Genomic DNA, 18,792 nt, shown 5'->3' with positions numbered 1-18,792 from the left:
CCCCGGCGGCACGGGGCCGCTGCGAGCGGAGGACCGACGTGGCCACAGCGGTCGACACCGGCACCCTGCTGCATCCCGAAGCGGTGCAGCACCTGCCCCCTTTCATCACCCAGCCGGGCGAGACCGACTGGTTTCTCGTCGCCATGGCGATCTTCCTGCTCGCGGTCATCGTCGGCATCGGCGTCTTCTATCTCAAGCTCCACGCCCTGCCCGAGCACATGGCGCATCGCGGGCAGAAGGTGCAGTTCGAGATCGTCGCAGTGCTGGCGCTCATCGCGCTCTTCACCCACAACCATGCCTTCTGGATCGTCGCGCTGCTGCTGGCGATGGTGCCGATCCCCAACATCTCGACCCCGCTCGCCTCGATGGCGCGCTCGCTCGGGATCATGTCCGGTCAGCCCGAGGGCGGGGCCGCAAAGACCGACACCCCGGATGACGGGAGCTGAGCCATGCTCGAACTCCTGCTCTGCTCCAGCGTGACCGTTCTGCCCGACTACCTCTATCGCCGCTACGTGCAGGGCAAGCGCTTCGGCCACGAGCTGACCCTGTTCTCGATCTGGTACGAGCTGCGCTGGGGGATCGTGCTCTGCCTGATCCTGACAACCAGCCTGATCACCGCCATCTTCTACTTCCACCCATCGACCCGGACGGCGACCTCGGTCTTCCGGACGGTCACCATCCTGCCCGAGACCAATGGCCGCGTCGCCGAGACCTTCGTCGAGATCAACCAGGCCGTGCGCAAGGGCGATCCGATCTTCCGGCTCGACGACGTCGAGCAGCGCGCGGCGGTGGAGGCGGCGAAGCGCCGGATCGAGGAGGTGGATGCGCAGCTGGTCGTGGCGAAGGCGCAACTCAAGGAGACGGCCGGACGCATCGCGCAGGCGCAGGGCCTGCTGACGCAGGCGGTGGACGAATACAAGGTGCGCAGCCAGCTGCTCGAGGGGCAGTCTTCGGCGATCTCGGAACGCGAGGTGCAGCGGGCACAGGTCGCGGTGGACACCCAGCAGGGGCTGGTCGATGCCGCCGTCGGCAGCCGCGAGGCGCTGCTTGCGCAGATCGACTTCCAGATCCCCGCCGCGAAGGCCAGCGCCGAGGCCGCGCTGCACCAGGCGCAGGTCGAGCTCGACAAGACGCTGGTCACCGCCGGGACCGACGGGATCGTGCAGCAGTTCGCGCTGAGAACGGGCGACGTGGTCAACCCGATGCTGAGGCCGGCGGGCATCCTCGTGCCCGCGAGCCACGTGACCGGGCTTGCCGCGGGCTTCGGGCAGATCGAGGCGCAGGTGATGAAGCCGGGGATGATCGGCGAAGTCGCCTGCATGGCGAAGCCCTGGCAGATCATCCCGATGGTGGTGACCGACGTGCAGAACGTCATCGCGGCGGGGCAGATCCGCCCCACCGACACGCTGCTCGATCTCGACCAGGTCAGGCCGGGCGGCACGATCACGGTGATCATGGAGCCGCTCTACGAAGGCGCCCTCGACGGGCTGCCGCAGGGCGCGACCTGCATCGCCAACGCCTACAGCAGCAACCACGACCGGCTGGAGGACCAGAGCCTCGGCACGCTGCACCGCTTCGCCCTGCACGCGGTCGACGCTGTGGGGCTGGTGCATGCCCTGATCCTGCGCATGCAGGCCCTGCTCCTGCCGGTCCAGACGCTGGTGCTGAAGGGACATTGAACGGAGGCGGAGGCAGGCAGATGGCATCGGTCAGGCATCACGGCCACGCCGGGACCCGGCGGCCAATCGGGGGGCGGCACCTTGGCTGAAGGGTACGGCACAGACCTCGACCGGCTCGAGGCGCGGGTCACCGACCTCGTCATCCGCCTGATCCTGCTCGGTCTCTTCGCCTGGCTTTCCTTCGCGATCGTGAGGCCTTTCCTGCCGATGCTGGTCTGGGCGGTGATCCTCGCCGTGGCGCTGGCACCACTGCACGAACGGCTCGCGACCGGGCTCGGAGGACGCCGGCGGCTCTCGGCGGCGCTGATCGCGCTGCTCCTGCTGGCGCTGGTCGCCGGCCCGGCAGCGGCGCTGGCCGCGAACCTTGCCGACTCCGCACAGGCACTCGTCGCGCGGCTGCGCAGCGAGAGCGTCCACCTGCCCGACCTGCCGGCCAGCGTCGCCGATTGGCCGCTCGCCGGCCCGCGGATCGACGCCGCATGGAGCGAGCTTTCGAGCAACCTCGACGGGTTCGTCTCCACCCACCGGGAGGCGCTCGTCCCCTTGGTCTCGCGACTCGTGGCCCTCCTGTCGACCGTCGGCCTCGACCTGCTGAAATTCCTCGTCTCGGCGGTCATCGCGGGTCTGCTGCTGGTGCCGGGACCGGCCTTGGCGCACTGCGCCGGGCGCGTCGTCTCGCGCGTGGTTTCGCCGCGGGGAGCGGAGTTCGTCGCGCTGGCCGCCATGACCATCCGCAACGTGTCGCGCGGCGTGGTCGGGGTGGCGCTGCTGCAGTCGCTGGCGATCGGTGTCGTGCTGCTTGCCTTCGGCCTTCCGAACCCCGGCCTGCTTGCCTTCCTCATCCTGATCCTCTGCATCCTGCAGGTCGGCCCCGCCCCCGTGGTCCTGCCGGTGCTGATATGGGCCTGGTCCGCGCTGGCCACGGGCCAGGCGCTGCTCCTCACGGCGCTGCTGGTACCGCTGACGCTGATGGACAACCTGCTGAAACCGATCCTGATGGGGCGCGGCCTGCGGACACCGACGCTGGTCATCTTCCTCGGCGTGCTCGGCGGAACGCTCGGCTTCGGACTGACCGGGCTGTTCCTCGGGCCGGTGGTGCTGGCGGTCTGCCACGACCTCGTCGTCACCTGGCTGAACTACGAGGATCCTGCCCCGGAGGGTCGCTGACTCAAGCGTCGCGGGCACCCGGCGGATCACGGAAGTTGCCGTAGAATACGGTAAGTTACACTCCGCCTCACTGCATTCACGCGGCAGCCAAGGTAGCATGAGCCAGGTTTCAAACCAGCCAAAGGCGACGGCGCACGTTCCAAATGATCGCCGGAGCCCGTCTTCAGGCACCCCTCTTCCTACAGGAGATCACCCGATGATCAGGTCGTCCATTTGCAGCATGATCGCCATTATGGTTTCGTGCGGCCCCGCGCTTGCCGACATGGATCAGGTCAAGTGCGACAAATTCATCATCTCGGTCGATGCCGACATCGTCAAGATGGCCGAAGAGAAGGCCGGCAGCCTCGAGCAGGCCGAGAGCAATATCTGCGAGGCCGCCGGGCAATTCGATGTCCCGACCGATGAACAGGAAGTTCACGACATCAGGATTGAGCCCTACGGCATTTCGACGACCATCATCATCTTCCCGCCGAACTGAGGCAGGGAACACCTTCACGGCACAGAAGACGCTGGGGTCAGCTCAGTGCGGATGTGTACGCCAAAATGTACTACGCCTCAGCTGCGCGTGAGCAAAAGCCGATGCAGAACAACGAGTTGGGGGAAGATTCTTGGTGCCCCCACACGGACTCGAACCGCGGACCTACTGATTACAAATCAGTTGCTCTACCAGCTGAGCTATAGGGGCACCGTGGGCAGAGGGATATGCCAGCTCTGCCCCCGAGTGCAAGAGCGATTCAGCGGTTGGCGCGCGCCAGCAGCGCCACCGCCGCGAGGCCGACGCCGATCACCAGCACCGCCGCCGGGGCGGCGCCTCCGAGGTTCTCGAGCGAGGCCTGGTCGTGCACCCGGGTCGCGAGCGTCTCGTAGTTGAACGGGCGCAGGAGCAGCGTCGCCGGCAGTTCCTTCACGCAATCGACGAAGACCAGCAGCAGCGCCGAGCCGATCGAGCCGCGCATCAGCGGGTAGTAGATCTCGCGCAGGGTCTGGCCCTGGCTGCGGCCGAGCGAGCGCGCCGCGCGCGCGAGGTTGGGCGAGACCCGCCCCATTGCCGCGTCCGCCGCGCCCTGCGCGATGGCGAAGAAGCGCACGAAATAGGACAGCACCAGCGCGAAGGCCGAGCCGGTCAGCACGAGGCCGATGTCGGTGCCCGTCGCGGCCTCGACCGCGTCCGCCAGCGCATGGTCGACCGCCGCCAGCGGGATCAGGATGCCCACGCCCAGCACCGCCCCCGGCGCGGCGTAGCCGATGGTCGAGACCGGCAGCAGCAGGCGCGGCAGCTGCCGCCCCGACAGGCGCACCCCGTAGACGAGGAAGACCCCGCCCAGCACCGTCAGCACCGAGGCGATGCCGCCCACGGTCAGCGTGTTCACCCCGGCCCGCCAGAGCTCGGGGTCGCTCCAGACCCGGGCATTGTCGAGCGCGTGGCCGAGGATCACCCAGGCGGGCAGCACGAAGCCCATGCCGAAGGGGATGAGGCAGGCCAGCGTCGCCCCCCAGCCCCAGCCGCCGCGCAGCGCGGTGCGCGCCACCGGGCGGTGCCGCGACGAGAGGTTGAAGAAGCGCATCCGGCGGCGCGAGCCCTTCTCGAGCAGCACCAGCACGATCACCAGCGCCAGCACGGTGCCGGCGATCTGCGCCGCGCCGCCGGCGTTGTTGCTCTGCAGCCAGACCGAGAAGATGCCGGTGGTCAGCGTCTGCACCGAGAAATAGTCCACCGTACCGAAATCGTTCACCGCCTCCATCATCGCGATGGCCATGCCCGCGGCGATCGCCGGGCGGGCGAGCGGCAGGCCGACCCGCCAGAACCGCGCGAAGGCACCCTGCCCCAGCGAGCGCGCCACCTCGTCGGCGCTGCCCGGCTGCTCGCGGAAGGCGTTCCGGGCGAGCAGGTAGACGTAGGGATAGAGCGCCGCCGACAGCACGAGGATCGCCGCACCCATCGAGCGGATCTCGGGGAACCAGTAGTCGCGCGAGGTCTTCCAGCCGAAGAGCCCGCGCAGCCCGGTCTGCACCGGCCCGGCGTATTCGAGGAAATCGACCAGCGCGTAGGCCCCGACGTAGGCCGGGATCGCCAGCGGCAGCAGCAGCAGCCATTCCAGCCACTTCCGCCCGGGGAACTCGTAGCGGGTCACCAGCCAGGCGGCGCCCGACCCGGCCGCGCCGGCGAGCAGGCCCACCCCGGCCATCAGCTTGACCGTATTGCCGAAATAGCGCGGCAAGGTGGTCGAGACGAGGTGCGGCCAGATGTTCTCGGACGGAAAGAGCGCGATCCAGAACACCGCGAGGATCGGCGCGATCACCACGGCGGCGATCAATGCCGCGCCAAGCGACCACGGGCTCGGCACGAGGCTTGCGAGCCGCGGACGCGGGGGGTTGTTGTCGGCAAGGCTCATGACGGCTCCTTCGTGGCCCGCGCGGCGCGGCGCGCGGTTTTCCTCGGCTGCGATCCGCTTATAGTGCCTGGCGTCGGTAACCGAAAGTGCAGGTCATGCAGGTCATTCTCCATCTCGGCGTCCAGTGCTCGGACGAGGATCGCCTGCTGAAGGGCCTGCTGCGCAACGCGGGCGAGTTCCACGCCGAGGGGATCTCGGTTCCCGGCCCGTCGCGCTACCGCCTGCTGCTCTCCGAGGCCGTGGGCACGCTCGGCGCGGGCGAGCCGGCGCCGGAGGCCCGCGAGGTGCTGCTCGACGCCATCCTCAGCGAGGACCCGGGCCAGGTGAAGCGGCTGATCCTCAGCCACGAGACGCTGCTCTCGGTGCCGAAGCTGGCGCTCGAGGAGGGTGTGCTCTACCGCAAGGCCGAGCGGCGGCTGCAGGCGCTGGCGCGGCTCTTCGAGGGGGATGAGCTGCAGATCTTCCTCGGGGTCCGGGATTTCGCCACCTGGCTGCCCGCCATGCTGCGCGCGACGCCGCACCAGGACCTGCAGAGCTTCCTGTCGGGCGCCGACCCGATGCGGCTACGCTGGTCCGACCTCGTGCTGCGCCTCCGCCGCGCCCTGCCCGAGGTGCCGATCACGCTCTGGTGCAACGAGGACACGCCGCTGCTCTGGGGGCAGATCCTGCGCGAGGCGGCGGGGATCGACGCCGAGCGCAAGATCACCGGCAGCTTCGACCTCTTCTCCGAGATCGTCAGCCCCGAGGCCATGCAGCGCTTCCGCGGCTTCCTGCGCGAGAACCCCACGGTGAGCGAGGCGCAGAAGCGCCGGGTGATGACCGTCTTCATGGAGAAATACGCCCTGCCCGGGGCGATGGAGGAAGAGCTCGACATGCCGGGCTGGGACGCGCCCTACGTCGACATGCTGACCGGGCTCTACGACGAGGATGTCTGGCAGATGGGCAGCATCGACGGGGTGCGGGTGCTGGCGCCCTGAGCGGGGCGCCTCACGGGTGCTGGCGCCCTGAGCGGGGCGCCTCAAGGGGACGCTGACGCTGACGGGAAAATCCTGACCGGATAAGGGATCACCTTCCGGGGGTGGAGCCGGGGCACGCGGCCCCGAGCTCCAGAGTGTCCTGGTAACCGAGCGCGAGGCTCAGTCCATGCCGAGCGCGGCCTTGTACATCTCGAGCACCGCCTCTTCCTCGGCGATGTCGTCCTTGTCGCGCTTGCGCAGCGCGATGACCTTGCGCATGACCTTGGTGTCGTAGCCGCGGCCCTTGGCCTCTGCCATGACTTCCTTCTGCTGGTCGGCGATCTCTTTCTTCTCGATCTCGAGACGCTCGAAGCGCTCGATGAACTGCTTCAGCTCGCCCGCGGCGACGCCGTAGGCGTCGGAACCATTATCCTGCATCACTTCATCTCCTGCCAGATTTTCTGCCGGTATCGCCGGTCTGACTACCGCCCGGGCGCGCGCCCATCAAGGGCCGATCACCGGGTGCGGCAACGGGCTGCGAGGCTTGCGCCGCGCGCGGCGATGCAGTACCCGCCCCCGAAAGCGCGCACGGGCCGCGCAAACGGAGGGAATGGCGGCATGGAATGGCTGATCTGGCTGGGCGCGGCGGTCTCGCTCGCGGGGCTCCTGGGGCTTTTCGGGTGCATCATCAAGGTCTGGAGCGCCAAGCGCGCCGGGCTCGACGACGAGGGGCTGCGCGAGGTGATGCGCAAGATCGTGCCGCTCAACATGGCGACGCTGCTGCTGTCGGTCTTCGGCCTTGCGATGGTGATGGTCGGCATCCTGCTCGGCTGAGCCGGACGGCCGGCGGCGCTCAGCCCTCCGGCCACTGCGCCGCGCGCGAGGTGACGAGATCGTCCCAGAGCGGGTGCGGCGTCCAGAAGGCGCGGTCGGGATGCGCGACGCCGGCCAGCGCCTCGCGCACGGCGCGCGCGCCAAGCCGCAGCGCCACATGCATCGGACCGCCGCGCCAGCGCGGCAGGTCGAGCACCTGCAGCGCCACGAGGTCGAGATCGGAGGCCCGGTGCAGCATGCCGCTGCCCAGCATCCGCGCGCCCTCGTTCGCCATCGCCCCGATGAGCAGCAGGCGCAGCCGCGCCGCCGGCCAGGGCTCCGCCGCCGGCCGCCGCGCCGCGAGCAGCGCCTCGACCTCGGCGCTGGCCGCGGGCGCGCCCGCGCCGGTCCAGTCGTAGAACCCCGCCCCGGCGTCGCGACCGGTCCGCCCTTCCGCCGCCAGATCCGACGCCCAGTTCACCGCCCCCGCTGCGCGGGTCTGCGCGCCGAGCCGCGAAAGCCCCATCTGGTCGCGGCGCAGGAACGGCCCGCGCCGCCAACCCCAGTCGCGGCAGGCGGCGTCGATGGCAAAGGGGCTCTGCCCCATGTCGACCAGCGCGTCCGCGGCGCGGCAGCAGGCGTCGAAGAGCCGGCCGCCGACGCTCTCGCCCGACGAGGTCACGCGGATCGACACGCTGCCCATGCGCAGCGCCAGCGCCTCGGCCTCGGCGATCCCGGCGGCGCCGGCCTCGGGCCCGGCGATGACCTCGACCAGCCGCGCCGCGACGGGCGACGGCGCGAAGCGCAGCCCGACGCCGGTCACCGGGCCGGGAAAGGCGACAAGGCGGCTCGCGCCCGGCGCCACGGCCACGCCCTCCTGCCCCGGGCCCGCAAGCAGCACCAGCTCGGCCTCGCCGGCCATGTCCGCGGGCGTGCCGATGCGCAGCCGCGACAGGTGCAGCTCGGCCTCGTCGTCGCCGAGCGCGCCGCTGCTCCGCGCCGCCTCGAGGCGGTCGCGGATCTGCACAACGCCCGCGTGCAGCGCCTCGGGCGCGGGGCAGCCCCAGTCGACCGAGGCGGGCACCGGCAGCAGCGCCTGCACCAGCGGCACGGCCAGCGGCCCGTCGCCGAGCACCGCGATGCGGCGCGGCCCGAGCGGGCCCGGCACCCGCGCCGCGAGCGCCGCGCGCTCGGCGGCGGCCACGGCGCGCAGCGCGCGGCCGGGCTCGGAGTCGCGGCAGGTCTCGAAGGCGTCCTCCTCGAAGTCGAGGCCGCTGGCAAAGGGCAGGAGCTGCGCCGCCTCGACCGCCGCGACGATCTCGGGCCGGGCCGGGTTGTGGCTCGTCGCCGCCTCGGCGCGGCGCGCGGCGACCGCCTGCTGGTAGGCCATCGGATCGGCGAGCCCGTCGCGGCGCAGCGCGGTGGGACGCGGCCCGAGCCCCTCGGCACGCAGCTCGGCGCAGAAGGCGCGCGCCTCCTCCTCGAGCGGGCCCGCGGCGATGTGATCCACGAGGCCCCGAGGCGGGGTGGCGCCAAGATCGACCGGGCGGCCCGAGAGCAGGATCTCGAGCGCCGCCGCCGCGCCGACCAGCCGCGGCAGGCGCTGCGTCGCCCCCGCCGAGGGCGGCAGGCCGAGCACCACCTCGGGCAGGCCGAAGCGGGTGCCGGGCGCGGCGATGCGGTAATGCGCGGCGAGCGCGAGCTCGGCCCCGGTGCCGAGCACCCGGCCGTGCAGCGCGGCGATCACCGGCTTGGCGCAGCGCTCGACGCGCAGGCAGAGCTCGGCCGGGGTGGGTGCCGCATGGGGCGCCTCGAAGCTGGCCGGGTCCTCGCCCTCCGAAAAGCCGCTGCCGCTGCCGGTCAGCACGATGCAGGCGACCGATCCGTCGGCCTCGGCGCGGGACAGCGCCGCGAGGAGTTCCGCCCGCAGCGCCGGTGTCAGATGGCTGGCCGCGTCGCTGGGCACGCCGATCCAGGCGATGCCGTCGCCGATCCGTTCCTCAACCGCGCCTGCCGTCTGCGCCATCGTCCCGCCTTTCCGCCGTCCGGAGCGCGCAGCCGCGCCCGTGGTCCCTGCCCGATCCTTGTGCCTCTTCGGCATCACAGCGAGCTAGTGGGTTCCGGAAGGCGCGGCAAGACGAGAATTCGCCGCGCCGCCCCTGACGGGCCGCGCGGCGGTCGCGCCTGCGCGCGTGGCAGGCAGGGAGCTGCCGATCAGATCGGCATGTTGTCGAAGCGAGCCTCGAGCTCGGCGTCGACCTCGCTGCGCAGCCGGTCGCGCACATGCGCGGGAAGGGCGAGGCCGCGGACCCGCGCCTCGACCGCGAGCCGTTCGAGTTCGGCGACGAGGGCGGCGTGTTCGGCGCCGCGCGCCTCGCAAAGGGCACGCTCGACCGTGTCGATGCGGCGTTTCAACCTGTCGTCCATGGTCTTTCTCCTCCTTGCGGGGCAGCGCCCGCCATGCTGTCACCAGCGCCGGACCCGGAACGGGAGCCGACGCCATGCCCGCACGCGCGCCCGAGGGCAGCAGCCGGCAAGTTCACGATCCCCCGGCAAACGGCCAGTGCGGCCGCCCCGCAGGGTCTTCCATGTCCTGTGTAGTCCTCCCGCGTCGGCGCATCGGGATTGTGACGGGCGAAAGGTCGGTAACCGGGGTCCCCGGACAGCCAGAATCATGCACCAACACGCCAATGATGACCATGATATGGGTCAATCGCAACGAATCCTTGAAGACATATTCACGTTTACCTATATGAACTCCAAACGGAGGATCAGTCCATGATGAGACCTGACGTCACCGCCTTCTTCGACGAGGCCACCAACACGATCTCCTACGTGGTGCGCGATCCCGGTGGCAGCGCCTGCGCGATCGTCGACAGCGTGCTCGACTTCGACTACGCCTCGGGCCGCACCGACACGCGCTCGGCCGATGCCATCATCGCCTTCGTGCGGGAGCACGACCTGAAGGTCGAGTGGCTGCTCGAGAGCCATGTCCACGCCGACCACCTCTCGGCCGCGCCCTACATCCAGCGCGAGCTCGGCGGCAGGATCGGCATCGGCGAGCGCATCACCGTGGTGCAGGACACCTTCGGCAAGGTGTTCAACGAGGGCACCGAGTTCCAGCGCGACGGCTCGCAGTTCGACCAGCTCTTCAAGGAGGGCGACAGCTTCCACATCGGCCAGCTGCGCGGCGACGTGCTGCACACGCCGGGCCACACGCCGGCCTGCCTCACCTACGTGATCGGCGATGCCGCCTTCGTCGGCGACACGCTCTTCATGCCCGACTTCGGCACCGCCCGCTGCGACTTCCCCGGCGGCTCGTCGGAAACGCTCTTCGCCTCGATCCAGAAGATCCTCGCCCTGCCCGATTCCACGCGCATCTTCGTCGGCCACGACTACAAGGCGCCGGGCCGCGACGACTACGCCTGGGAGACCACGGTGGGCGAGCAGAAGGCGCTCAACATCCACGTCGGCGAGGGCAAGTCCGCCGAGGAGTTCGTCCGGATGCGCGACGCGCGCGACGCGACCCTCGCCATGCCCAAGCTGATCATCCCGTCGCTGCAGGTGAACATGCGCGCCGGGCGGATGCCGCCGCCCGACGAGAAGGGCGACGTCTTCCTCAAGGTGCCGGTCAACAAGCTCTGACCGGCCCGGCCACGGCCTTTGACAAGAAGCGCGCCCCGCCTCCGGGCGGCGCGCGCCCCTCCCATTCTGCACAGCGGCCCGCCCGGCAGAGGGCCGCAGGACACAAGGAACCGCACGCATGCAACCTGACTGGATTTGGGGCCTCATCGGCGGCCTGCTGATCGGCACCGGGGGCGCCGTCTACCTGCTCTTCAACGGGCGGATCATGGGCGCCTCGGGGATCATCGGCGCGCTGGTCGACGGCTCGGCCGGCGACACCAAATGGGAGCGCCTGAGCTTCCTCGCAGGGGTGATCCTGCTGCCGATCCTGCTGCTGCCGGTCTTCGGCGGGGTGGACACGCACATCACCGCGAACATCCCCGTGCTGGTCGCCGCCGGGCTGCTCGTAGGCCTCGGCACGCGGCTCGCCAACGGCTGCACCTCGGGGCACGGTGTCTGCGGCATGTCGCGCCTGTCGCTGCGCGGCTTCGTCGCCACCTGCTGCTACATCCTCGCCGGCGGTGTCGGCGTGGTGATCTTCCGCCACCTCCTGGGAGTGATCTGACATGGGCAATTCCTCTCCGGCCCGCCTCCTCTTCGCCCTGATCGCGGGCGGCTTCTTCGGCGCGGGCCTGCACCTGTCGGGCATGACCGACACCGCCAAGGTGCAGGGCTGGCTCGACGTCTTCGGCAACTGGGACCCGACGCTCGCCTTCGTCATGGGCGGCGCGATGATCCCGATGGCGCTGGCCTGGCTCTTCGTGCGCAACCGCAGCCGCTCGGCGCTCGGCACGCCGCTGCCGCCGAAGCCCGGAACCGAGATCGACCGCAAGCTGGTGATCGGCTCGGTGCTCTTCGGCATCGGCTGGGGGCTCGCCGGGCTTTGCCCGGGGCCGTCCATCGCCTCGCTCAGCTACGGCGGCCCGGCGCTCTACGTCTTTGTCGCCTCGATGCTCACCGGCATGTTCGTGGCCCCTGCCCTGCGCAGGAGACTCGACAAGCCCGTGGCGGCGGAATAACCGTTCGCCATGGATCTGAACCGCATCACCCCCCGCTACACCGTCTCGCCGCAGATCGCGGTGGAGGATGTGCCCGCCCTGGCCGAGGCTGGCTTCACCCTGGTCATCTGCAACCGGCCCGACGGCGAGGTGCCGCCCGAGCTGCAGGCCGAGACCATCGGGGCCGCCGTGCGCGCCGCCGGCATGGAGTTCGCGGTGCTGCCGGTGACCCATGACGGGCTGACGCTCGACCTCGTGGCCGAGCAGGCCGCGCTGATCGAGAACGCGCCGGGTCCGGTCTTCGCCTACTGCCGCTCGGGCACCCGCTGCGCGACGGTCTGGGCCATGGGCCAGGCAGGCAAGCAGCCGACCGACGACATCCTCGCGGCCACCGCGCAGGCAGGCTACGCGCTCGACGGCATGCGCCCGACGCTGAACGCCATCGCCGAGCGCGGCTGAGACAGCCCCGCGACCGACATCACGCAAGGGCCGCCCGCTGGGCGGCCTTTTGCCATTCCGGGCGCCGCGCCGCGCACCTGCCTGCGCGCCGTGCTTGTGCCGTGGCCCGCGGCAGGGCATCGTACCTCATGACCAAGTACCTGATCTCCTTTCCCAGCGCCGCGCTGATGCTCTCGGACGAAGAGTATCCGATCGTCGCTGCCGCCGCGCGGGCGGTGATCGAAGAGGCCAAGGCCGCCGGGGTCTACGTCTTTGGCGGCGGCATAAACGAGACGGTGGCGCCGGTGCGGGTCTACGCCGACGGCGAGATTTCCGACGAGATCTACCGCGGCAGCCATCTCGACGGCGGCTTCACCATTCTGGAACTCCCGACGCGCGCCGAGGCCGAGGACTGGGCCCGCAGGATCGCCGTCGCCTGCCGCTGCCCGCAGGAATTGCGCGAGTTCATGTACGACCCGGCCAGCTGAGCCCTCGCGTTCCCGGCAACTCCCAAGCCTGACAGGGAAAAAATCCGCCGCCGCCGCGAGTGGCCCCTTCGCAGCGCGCGCGCGCTCTGGCAAAGTCCGCAAGCCGCATGGCAAGGCGAAGACCAGGACGAGTGGCCGGATGACCAAGATCACCCTCAGGCGCAGCGCGCAGCTGCCCGATGACCTGCGCGTCGCGCGCTCGCTCAGCGCGCCGCACCTCGGGCCGCGGATCCTGTTCTTCAGCGGCGGCAGCGCGCTCACCCAGGTCTCGCGCGCGCTGAAGCGCTACACCTACAACTCCGCGCATCTCATCACCCCCTTCGACAGCGGCGGCAGCAGCCAGGTGCTGCGCGAGGCCTTCGACATGCCCGCGGTGGGCGACCTGCGCAGCCGCCTCATGGCGCTCGCCGACGAGAGCGACCTTGGTCAGCCCGACATCTTCCGCCTGTTCAGCCACCGCATGCCCAAGGACGCGCAGAACGCGCCGCTGCGCGCCGAGGTCGAGGCGATGGTCGCCGGCCGGCACCCGCTGGTGAAGGCGGTCTCGAGCCCGATCGGCCTGCTGATCCGCGACTTCCTGCGTGAGTTCCTCGTCGCCGCGCCGATGGATTTCGACTTCCGCAATGCCAGCATCGGCAACCTCATCCTTGCCGGCGGCTACCTCGCGCACGGACGGCTGCTGGAGCCGGTGCTGTTCCTGATGTCCAAGATGGTCGACGTGCGCGGCACGGTGCGCGGCGTGGTGGACTGCAACCTGCAGCTCGGGGTCGAGTTGGTCGACGGGCGGCAGATCCACGGCCAGCGGCAGATCAGCGGCAAGGAGGCGCCGCCGATCGACAGCCCCATCGCGCGGCTCTTCCTCAGCGAGCACGGCAGGGAGATCCCCTCCGGCTCGGTGCCGCTGCCCAAGCGCAATCGCAAGCTGATCCGGCAGGCCGATCTCATCTGCTACCCGCCGGGGAGCCTGTTCTCTTCGGTCATCGCCAACCTGCTGCCCGCCGGCGTCGGGCGCACCATCGCGCGCTGCGAGGTGCCCAAGGTCTACATCCCCAGCCTCGGCCACGATCCCGAGGCGCTGGGGCTGAGCCTTGCCGAGCGGGTCGCGGCGATCCTCGCGCCGCTGCGCGCCGACGCAGGGATGGAGACCCCCGCCGCGCGACTGATGACCCACGTGCTCTGCGACAGCTCCGAGGACCATGCCGCCTGCGCCGAGGTCACCGAGCGCCACGGCATCCCCTGCCACCGCCTGCCGCTGGTCACCGACGAGCCCGGCCGCTACGACCGCGAGCTGGTCTGCGCGGCGCTGGTCTCGATGGTCTGACGCCGATGGTCTGACGTCAGCGGTAGCGCTTCTCGGTCACCTCGAAGGCGCCGAGGCTCAGGTCGCGGCGGAACATCTCGTGATCCCGGCGCAGGCGCGCCACCGCCTCCTCGGCAAAGCACAGGATGTCGTCGATGAAGAGCGCGGCGGGCTCCATCGCCTGCAGGATCGCCGGCTCGATGTCGTAGTCGAGCTGCCCGAGGTCGTCCGAGCGCGCATGGGCCTGCGCCAGCGCCCGGCCACAGGCGCGGGCGTAGCGCTTCCACTGCTTCTTCGACAGCTCGTCGAGGTCGGCATCGTTGCGGAACGGCGCGCGCTCGCGCGACATGAAGCTCTCGCCCTCGATCTCGACATTGCCGTAGAACACGTCGCCCTGCGCAAGGTGCACCGACTGGCCATGCGCGATGCGGTCGCCCTGCTCGCCCGCATCGAAGTCATGCGCCGGCACCAGCCCCTCGAGCGCCGAGCGGCGGGCCTTCTTGAACTCGATGATGACGTCGTCGCTGGCATCCTCCGAGGGCCCCTCGAGCAGCACGTAGAAGCGTGGCAGCCCGAGCGAGGCGGTGCCCTGCCCGTGCCGCATCGCCACGTCCTTGACCCGCAGCGGGCCGTGCCGCCCGCCCGCCTCGATGCCCTTCTGCTTCGCCAGCGCGGTGACAAGTTGCTGGAACTCCTCGACCCGGCTGCTCACCGGCGTCAGTTCGGCGCTGGCGCGAAAGCCCCGGCCGTTTTCGTCCAGATAGCGCCCCGCCAGCCAGTCCCGCCGCGAGCGCGACGACTTGCCGAAGAGCGGGCGGATGATCTTCGGGCAATTGTCCTCGCGCATCTCGACGCCAAGCTCGGTGTTGTGCTCGGCAAAGAACTCCATGCCCTCGCGGTAGCCCTTCAGGAAGGACTTCGCGATCTTGCGCTGCCTGCCGCGCCCGAGCCCGCCCTGCTCCTCTGCGGCGATCATGAAGCCGACCGTGCCGCGCTTGAGATCCCAGACGAACGGCCCGTAGATCACGTCATCGAAATCGTTGACCCCGAAGATCGGCACGTTGTCGGCATTGGGCATGACGCCGAAGTTGCCCGGGTGCACGTCGCCGAGGCAGAGCACCGTCGGCATCCGCGCGTCATCCCCGGCCATGTCGCGGTGAAACAGCAGCGAGGTGCCGCGGAAGAAGGCGAAGAGCGAGCCCGCCAGTAGCCGGAACTTCTCGTCGGCCCCCGACGCCTTCTGGTCGATGCGCACCGCGTGATCCTCGATGATCGTGCTGCGCAGGTGCAGCCGCCGCGCCTGTCCCGTCAGATCGCGCGGGCGCAGCACCAGCGCCTCCTCGTCGACCCGCCGCGCGAGCCGGGCAAAGGCCTCGGTGCGGCGGGGCATCTGCATGACCGGCTCGGCCGCGCCCGAGCTGGAGATACCGCCGGACTTCGCGCGCTCCCGCGCCTGCCCCGTGTCCTTCGGCTTGCGGTTCTGCTGCTTGCTGCTCATCTGCCCCTCCGTGCTGCGTGGCTGCCCCCTCAACTAAGGCGGCGGGCGGCGGTTCCCCGGAAGGCGGCCCCGGCAGAGTTTTGCCGGGGAAAGATGTTTATAGAATGTATGATATTAATCCGGGCATTTCCGGTAACCTGCTCTCGTTATCCGGTCCGATTTTCTTTCGAATCAAGCATTTTACCCAGTTCCCCGGTGCCGCACCGCCCTGTCAGGGAAGAGCCGCCGACAGGGCGCATCGCACCGGGACTGCTTCCAGGGTGGACGACGTTGACTGCAGCATGTCCCGACACGCCTCGCTCCGCGGATTGCCAGACGCAGTGCATCGCGGCCCCCTCCCGGCGTTGCGCCACCGCAGCGACGCCCCACCTCTCCCTCCCCTCCGCATCTTCACCCCCCGCCAGTCTCCTGCCGCGCCGCGATGTGCGCCGCCGCAGGACCAGCCACGGGACACGCCCCGGTGCGCTGCGCGCGCCCACATCCAAGGAGACGACAAGATGAGAAAGCTCCACATCCTCACCCTCACGGCCCTGGCCGGTTCGCCAGCCCTCGCACAGGAAACGGCGGGAGACGTCGCCGCCGCGGGCGGCAACGCGCTGGTCGGGCTGCTGATCACCCTGGTCATCGGCGCCATCGTCGGCTGGCTCGCCAGCGTCATCATGAAGGGCGGCGGATCGGGTATCGTCATGGACATCATCCTCGGCATCGGCGGCGCGCTGGTCGCGGGCTGGCTCTTCCCGATGATCGGCGTGTCCTTCGGCGCCGGGCTGATCCCGTCGATCATCGCTGCGGTGATCGGCGCGATCATCCTGATCCTCATCGTCCGCCTGCTGCGCGGCGCCGCGCGCTGACGCCCCGGTTCCCGCAGACCCCGCGGCGGCCCGGCCGCGCGCGGGGCAACACCACCGCCCGCCCGGAGGAGGGACGGGCATGTCACGTACCAAACAGGGAGACTTAACAAAATGAAAAGACTGGACAAGATCGCACTGGCCGCGCTCGGCCTCACCGCTCTGGCCACGCTTTCCGCCTGCGGCGGCGGCAAGGAGACCGCGGCCACCACGCGCCCGGCCACCGAGGCGGAATCCGCCTGCCTGCGCGCCATCGGCGATGCCGCGGGCACCAAGGACATCGAGATGACCGGCTCGGGCTTCGCCGAGGATGGCGGGTTCTCGGTGCAGGCCGGCGTCGGCGCGGACCGTGCCCGCTGGGATTGCGTCGCGCGCACCGACGACACCACCGGCGAGGTGAGCGCCGTGGCGACCATGGCCGGCAGCTGATCCGCGCGGCGACGCGACGGGCACGGCGCGGGGACCCGACCGATGCGGGGAATGGCAGGCATCCTGCTCTGGGGGCTGATCCTGGCCTACGGGGCGGCGCTGGCCATCTTCCTGCTCGGCCAGCTCGGCCTCTTCGGGGTCGAGCGGGACCCGCTCGCCGGGGCCTACCTCATCCCGCTGGGCCTGCCCTGGAACCGGATGATCGACGGCTTCGCCGAGCCGCTCTGGCCCTGGCTCGCCGCCCTCGCGCCGCTCGTCAACATCGCGCTCGTGGCGCTCCTGCGCCGCGCGCTTCCCCGACCTGCCCGAGACCACCGGACCTGATGACCTGCCCCGTTTCCCCCCGACGCCCCGCCCCCGCCCTGCCGATCCGTTCCGTGGCCCGCCCATGCTGAGCCGCCGCAGCCTGCTCGGCGGCGGCGTCGCGGCGCTTGCGACCGGCCCCGCGCTCCGCGCGCAGGAACTCCCCATGGAGATCGAGCGCATGATGCCGGGCGAGTTCACCTGGCACCCCGAGCGCGCGCCGCGCGGCCCGGTGGCGATCATCGTCTCGCTGCCCGAGCAGAAGGTGCATGTCTACCGCAACGGCATCCGCATCGCCGTCTCGACCTGCACCAGCGGCATGGAGGGGCACGAGACCCCCACCGGCGTCTTCACCATCCTGCAGAAGGACGTGGACCACCGCTCGTCGATCTACAACGAGGCGCCGATGCCCAACATGCAGCGGCTCACCTGGGACGGGATCGCGCTGCACGCGGGCAACCTGCCCGGCTACCCGGCCTCGCATGGCTGCGTGCGCCTGCCGACCGCGTTCTCGGAACTGCTCTACGGCGTCACCCATATCGGCACGCCGGTGATCGTCGCCGGCCACAGCAGCGATCCCTGGGAGGTGATCCATCCCGGCTTCGTGCTCGCCCAACTGAGCCAGGCCGAGCTCGAAGGCGCGGTGCGCGAGCTCGAGACGCCGCACCGCCCCTCCGACTGGCCCGACGACTGGCCCGAGGAGGAGGACGGGGCCTCGCCCTACCCGATCACCACCGCGCTCGTCACCTCGCCCGACCGCCGCATCACCCTGCTGCGCGACGGGATCGAGCTGCTGACCGAGAGCTTCCTGCTCGACGACGACCGCCCCCTCGGCGAGCACGTGCTGATCCTCAGCGCCGCCGAGCAGGGCAAGCTGCGCTGGCTGGGCGTCACCCACCAGCCCGACCCCGAGCACCCGCTGCAACCGGAATCCAGCATCCTCGACCGGCTGGTGCTGAGCGATGCCAGCCGCGAGCGGCTGCTGGCCTATGCCCATCCCGGGCTCACGCTGGTGATCTCCGACATTGCCGCCACCCCCGACCGGCGCTCCCGCCCGGGCTTCGTCATCATGGAGAGCGGGCTGCTGCGCTCGCCCCAGCCGCAGGGGGCACGCCGGCCATGACCCCCCGCGCCGCGCTCCTCGCGCTCGTCCTCGGCCTGCCGCCGGCGCTGCAGGCGCAGACCGTCCCGCCCCTGCCCGAGACCGCCTTCGTCTTCGTCACCAGCGGCGGCACGCTGCGGCTGCGCGACGCGCCCTCGACCACGTCCCCGGTGCTCGCCCAGCTCGAGCCCGGCCAGCTGCTGCGCAACCTCGGCTGCCTCGCCGAGCCCGAGCCCTGGTGCCAGGTCCAGAGCCTCGACGGCGCGCGCGCGGGCTGGGTGGCTGGCGGCTATCTCGCGCCCTTCGCCGGCGCCGATCCGGCGGCGCTGAGCAGCCCCGCCGTCCCCGCCACCCAGCTGCGCGAACTCGAGCTCGGCCCCGGCCTCGTCGAGGGCGCGCTCGCCCCCGGAGAGATCCTCGACCTCGTCACCCGCGCCGCGCCCGACGAGGCCATCTCGCTGCGCCTCGACGCGCCGGGGAACATCGCCCTCGCCGCCTTCGTGCGGCCCGCGACGCTGCTCGCGCGCGGCGATGCCGGCACGCCGGTCTCGGTCGTCCTGCCCGAGGGCGGCGACCTGCTGATCCGCCTTGCCGACCGCAGCGGCGCGGGCGGCGACTGGCAGCTGATCATCACGCTCGACTGACCCTGCGGCAGCGCCGAGGCTTGACGCGCCGCCCCGCCTCCGAAAGGATCGGCCCCAAGGCGCCCCGCGCCGCAAGTGTTTTTTCTGCCAGAAATTTTTTGATCCGGATCCG

The 18,792-nt window shown here is 70.7% G+C and carries 22 protein-coding genes and 1 tRNA gene; 17 read left to right on the top strand and 6 right to left on the bottom strand.

The features are described 5' to 3' along the window. Window positions 1–38 precede the first annotated feature (38 nt). From PVT71_RS10765 to PVT71_RS10750, 4 genes are all read left to right on the top strand, one after another. Window positions 39–446, top strand: coding sequence for a hypothetical protein (locus PVT71_RS10765; RefSeq protein WP_353471783.1), 408 nt, complete (start codon window positions 39–41; stop codon window positions 444–446). 3 nt (window positions 447–449) lie between these two features. Continuing rightward, window positions 450–1,679, top strand: coding sequence for a biotin/lipoyl-binding protein (locus PVT71_RS10760; RefSeq protein ID WP_353471782.1), 1,230 nt, complete (start codon window positions 450–452; stop codon window positions 1,677–1,679). Window positions 1,680–1,760: 81 nt separating this feature from the next. Continuing rightward, on the top strand, window positions 1,761–2,846 hold the full coding sequence (locus PVT71_RS10755; protein WP_353471781.1) for an AI-2E family transporter: 1,086 nt from the start codon (window positions 1,761–1,763) through the stop codon (window positions 2,844–2,846). Between the two features lie 196 nt (window positions 2,847–3,042). After that, entirely contained in the window at window positions 3,043–3,324 is a 282-nt protein-coding gene (locus PVT71_RS10750) for a hypothetical protein (RefSeq protein WP_353471780.1), read from the top strand. A 131-nt stretch (window positions 3,325–3,455) separates the two neighbouring features. On the opposite strand, the gene PVT71_RS10745 is transcribed toward PVT71_RS10750, so the two are convergent. Further along, window positions 3,456–3,531: transfer RNA gene (locus PVT71_RS10745), tRNA-Thr, on the bottom strand. 49 nt (window positions 3,532–3,580) lie between these two features. After that, on the bottom strand, window positions 3,581–5,239 hold the full coding sequence (locus tag PVT71_RS10740) for an iron ABC transporter permease (protein ID WP_353471779.1): 1,659 nt from the start codon (window positions 5,237–5,239) through the stop codon (window positions 3,581–3,583). Between the two features lie 95 nt (window positions 5,240–5,334). On the opposite strand from PVT71_RS10740, the gene PVT71_RS10735 reads away from it, so the two are divergent. Further along, window positions 5,335–6,216: a hypothetical protein gene (locus PVT71_RS10735; protein WP_353471778.1), complete on the top strand. Its 882-nt coding sequence runs from the start codon at window positions 5,335–5,337 to the stop codon at window positions 6,214–6,216. 159 nt (window positions 6,217–6,375) lie between these two features. Here PVT71_RS10735 and PVT71_RS10730 read toward each other — a convergent pair whose 3' ends face one another. Beyond that, on the bottom strand, window positions 6,376–6,633 hold the full coding sequence (locus tag PVT71_RS10730; RefSeq protein ID WP_353471777.1) for a DUF2312 domain-containing protein: 258 nt from the start codon (window positions 6,631–6,633) through the stop codon (window positions 6,376–6,378). A 180-nt stretch (window positions 6,634–6,813) separates the two neighbouring features. Between PVT71_RS10730 and PVT71_RS10725 the strand changes: the two genes are divergently transcribed. Next, window positions 6,814–7,029: a hypothetical protein gene (locus PVT71_RS10725; RefSeq protein ID WP_226622626.1), complete on the top strand. Its 216-nt coding sequence runs from the start codon at window positions 6,814–6,816 to the stop codon at window positions 7,027–7,029. 19 nt (window positions 7,030–7,048) lie between these two features. On the opposite strand, the gene PVT71_RS10720 is transcribed toward PVT71_RS10725, so the two are convergent. Together PVT71_RS10720 and PVT71_RS10715 are read right to left on the bottom strand one after the other, a co-directional pair. Further along, window positions 7,049–9,034, bottom strand: a complete 1,986-nt coding sequence (locus tag PVT71_RS10720; RefSeq protein ID WP_353471776.1) for an enoyl-CoA hydratase-related protein — start codon at window positions 9,032–9,034, stop codon at window positions 7,049–7,051. Window positions 9,035–9,222: 188 nt separating this feature from the next. Beyond that, complete coding sequence (locus PVT71_RS10715; protein WP_353471775.1) at window positions 9,223–9,435, bottom strand: hypothetical protein; 213 nt, start codon at window positions 9,433–9,435, stop codon at window positions 9,223–9,225. 354 nt (window positions 9,436–9,789) lie between these two features. Between PVT71_RS10715 and PVT71_RS10710 the strand changes: the two genes are divergently transcribed. The 6 genes from PVT71_RS10710 to PVT71_RS10685 all read left to right on the top strand — a co-directional run bounded on the left by PVT71_RS10710 (window position 9,790) and on the right by PVT71_RS10685 (window position 13,877). After that, window positions 9,790–10,653, top strand: a complete 864-nt coding sequence (locus PVT71_RS10710) for an MBL fold metallo-hydrolase (protein WP_353473869.1) — start codon at window positions 9,790–9,792, stop codon at window positions 10,651–10,653. Window positions 10,654–10,771: 118 nt separating this feature from the next. Next, window positions 10,772–11,197: a YeeE/YedE thiosulfate transporter family protein gene (locus PVT71_RS10705; protein WP_353471774.1), complete on the top strand. Its 426-nt coding sequence runs from the start codon at window positions 10,772–10,774 to the stop codon at window positions 11,195–11,197. 1 nt (window position 11,198) lies between these two features. Beyond that, window positions 11,199–11,651 carry a DUF6691 family protein gene (locus PVT71_RS10700; protein ID WP_353471773.1) on the top strand — a complete coding sequence of 151 codons (453 nt, stop codon included), beginning with the start codon at window positions 11,199–11,201 and terminating at the stop codon, window positions 11,649–11,651. A gap of 9 nt (window positions 11,652–11,660) precedes the next feature. Continuing rightward, on the top strand, window positions 11,661–12,089 hold the full coding sequence (locus PVT71_RS10695) for a TIGR01244 family sulfur transferase (RefSeq protein ID WP_353471772.1): 429 nt from the start codon (window positions 11,661–11,663) through the stop codon (window positions 12,087–12,089). 128 nt (window positions 12,090–12,217) lie between these two features. Next, entirely contained in the window at window positions 12,218–12,556 is a 339-nt protein-coding gene (locus PVT71_RS10690) for a hypothetical protein (RefSeq protein ID WP_353471771.1), read from the top strand. A 139-nt stretch (window positions 12,557–12,695) separates the two neighbouring features. Continuing rightward, on the top strand, window positions 12,696–13,877 hold the full coding sequence (locus PVT71_RS10685; protein WP_353471770.1) for a GAK system CofD-like protein: 1,182 nt from the start codon (window positions 12,696–12,698) through the stop codon (window positions 13,875–13,877). A gap of 16 nt (window positions 13,878–13,893) precedes the next feature. Here the strand turns inward: PVT71_RS10685 and PVT71_RS10680 are convergent, their stop codons facing one another. After that, the gene (locus PVT71_RS10680) at window positions 13,894–15,354 is read right to left on the bottom strand and encodes a DUF2252 family protein (protein WP_353471769.1); all 1,461 of its coding nucleotides are present in this window, start codon (window positions 15,352–15,354) and stop codon (window positions 13,894–13,896) included. Window positions 15,355–15,851: 497 nt separating this feature from the next. Here PVT71_RS10680 and PVT71_RS10675 point away from each other — a divergent pair, with 497 nt between their 5' ends. The 5 genes from PVT71_RS10675 (at window position 15,852) to PVT71_RS10655 (ending at window position 18,680) form a co-directional block, all read left to right on the top strand. Next, window positions 15,852–16,205 (top strand): GlsB/YeaQ/YmgE family stress response membrane protein, encoded by a 354-nt coding sequence (locus PVT71_RS10675; RefSeq protein WP_353471768.1) that lies wholly within the window; start codon window positions 15,852–15,854, stop codon window positions 16,203–16,205. Window positions 16,206–16,316: 111 nt separating this feature from the next. Then, on the top strand, window positions 16,317–16,631 hold the full coding sequence (locus PVT71_RS10670; protein ID WP_353471767.1) for a hypothetical protein: 315 nt from the start codon (window positions 16,317–16,319) through the stop codon (window positions 16,629–16,631). A gap of 42 nt (window positions 16,632–16,673) precedes the next feature. Next, on the top strand, window positions 16,674–16,955 hold the full coding sequence (locus tag PVT71_RS10665; protein ID WP_353471766.1) for a hypothetical protein: 282 nt from the start codon (window positions 16,674–16,676) through the stop codon (window positions 16,953–16,955). Between the two features lie 64 nt (window positions 16,956–17,019). Next, on the top strand, window positions 17,020–18,057 hold the full coding sequence (locus PVT71_RS10660; protein ID WP_353471765.1) for a L,D-transpeptidase: 1,038 nt from the start codon (window positions 17,020–17,022) through the stop codon (window positions 18,055–18,057). Beyond that, the gene (locus PVT71_RS10655; RefSeq protein WP_353471764.1) at window positions 18,054–18,680 is read left to right on the top strand and encodes an SH3 domain-containing protein; all 627 of its coding nucleotides are present in this window, start codon (window positions 18,054–18,056) and stop codon (window positions 18,678–18,680) included. The genes PVT71_RS10660 and PVT71_RS10655 overlap by 4 nt, the downstream gene beginning before the upstream one ends. Window positions 18,681–18,792 lie beyond the last annotated feature (112 nt).

Source organism: Salipiger sp. H15 (assembly GCF_040409955.1).
Taxonomy (GTDB): domain Bacteria; phylum Pseudomonadota; class Alphaproteobacteria; order Rhodobacterales; family Rhodobacteraceae; genus Salipiger.
This window is presented reverse-complemented; position numbering and strand designations above follow the sequence as displayed.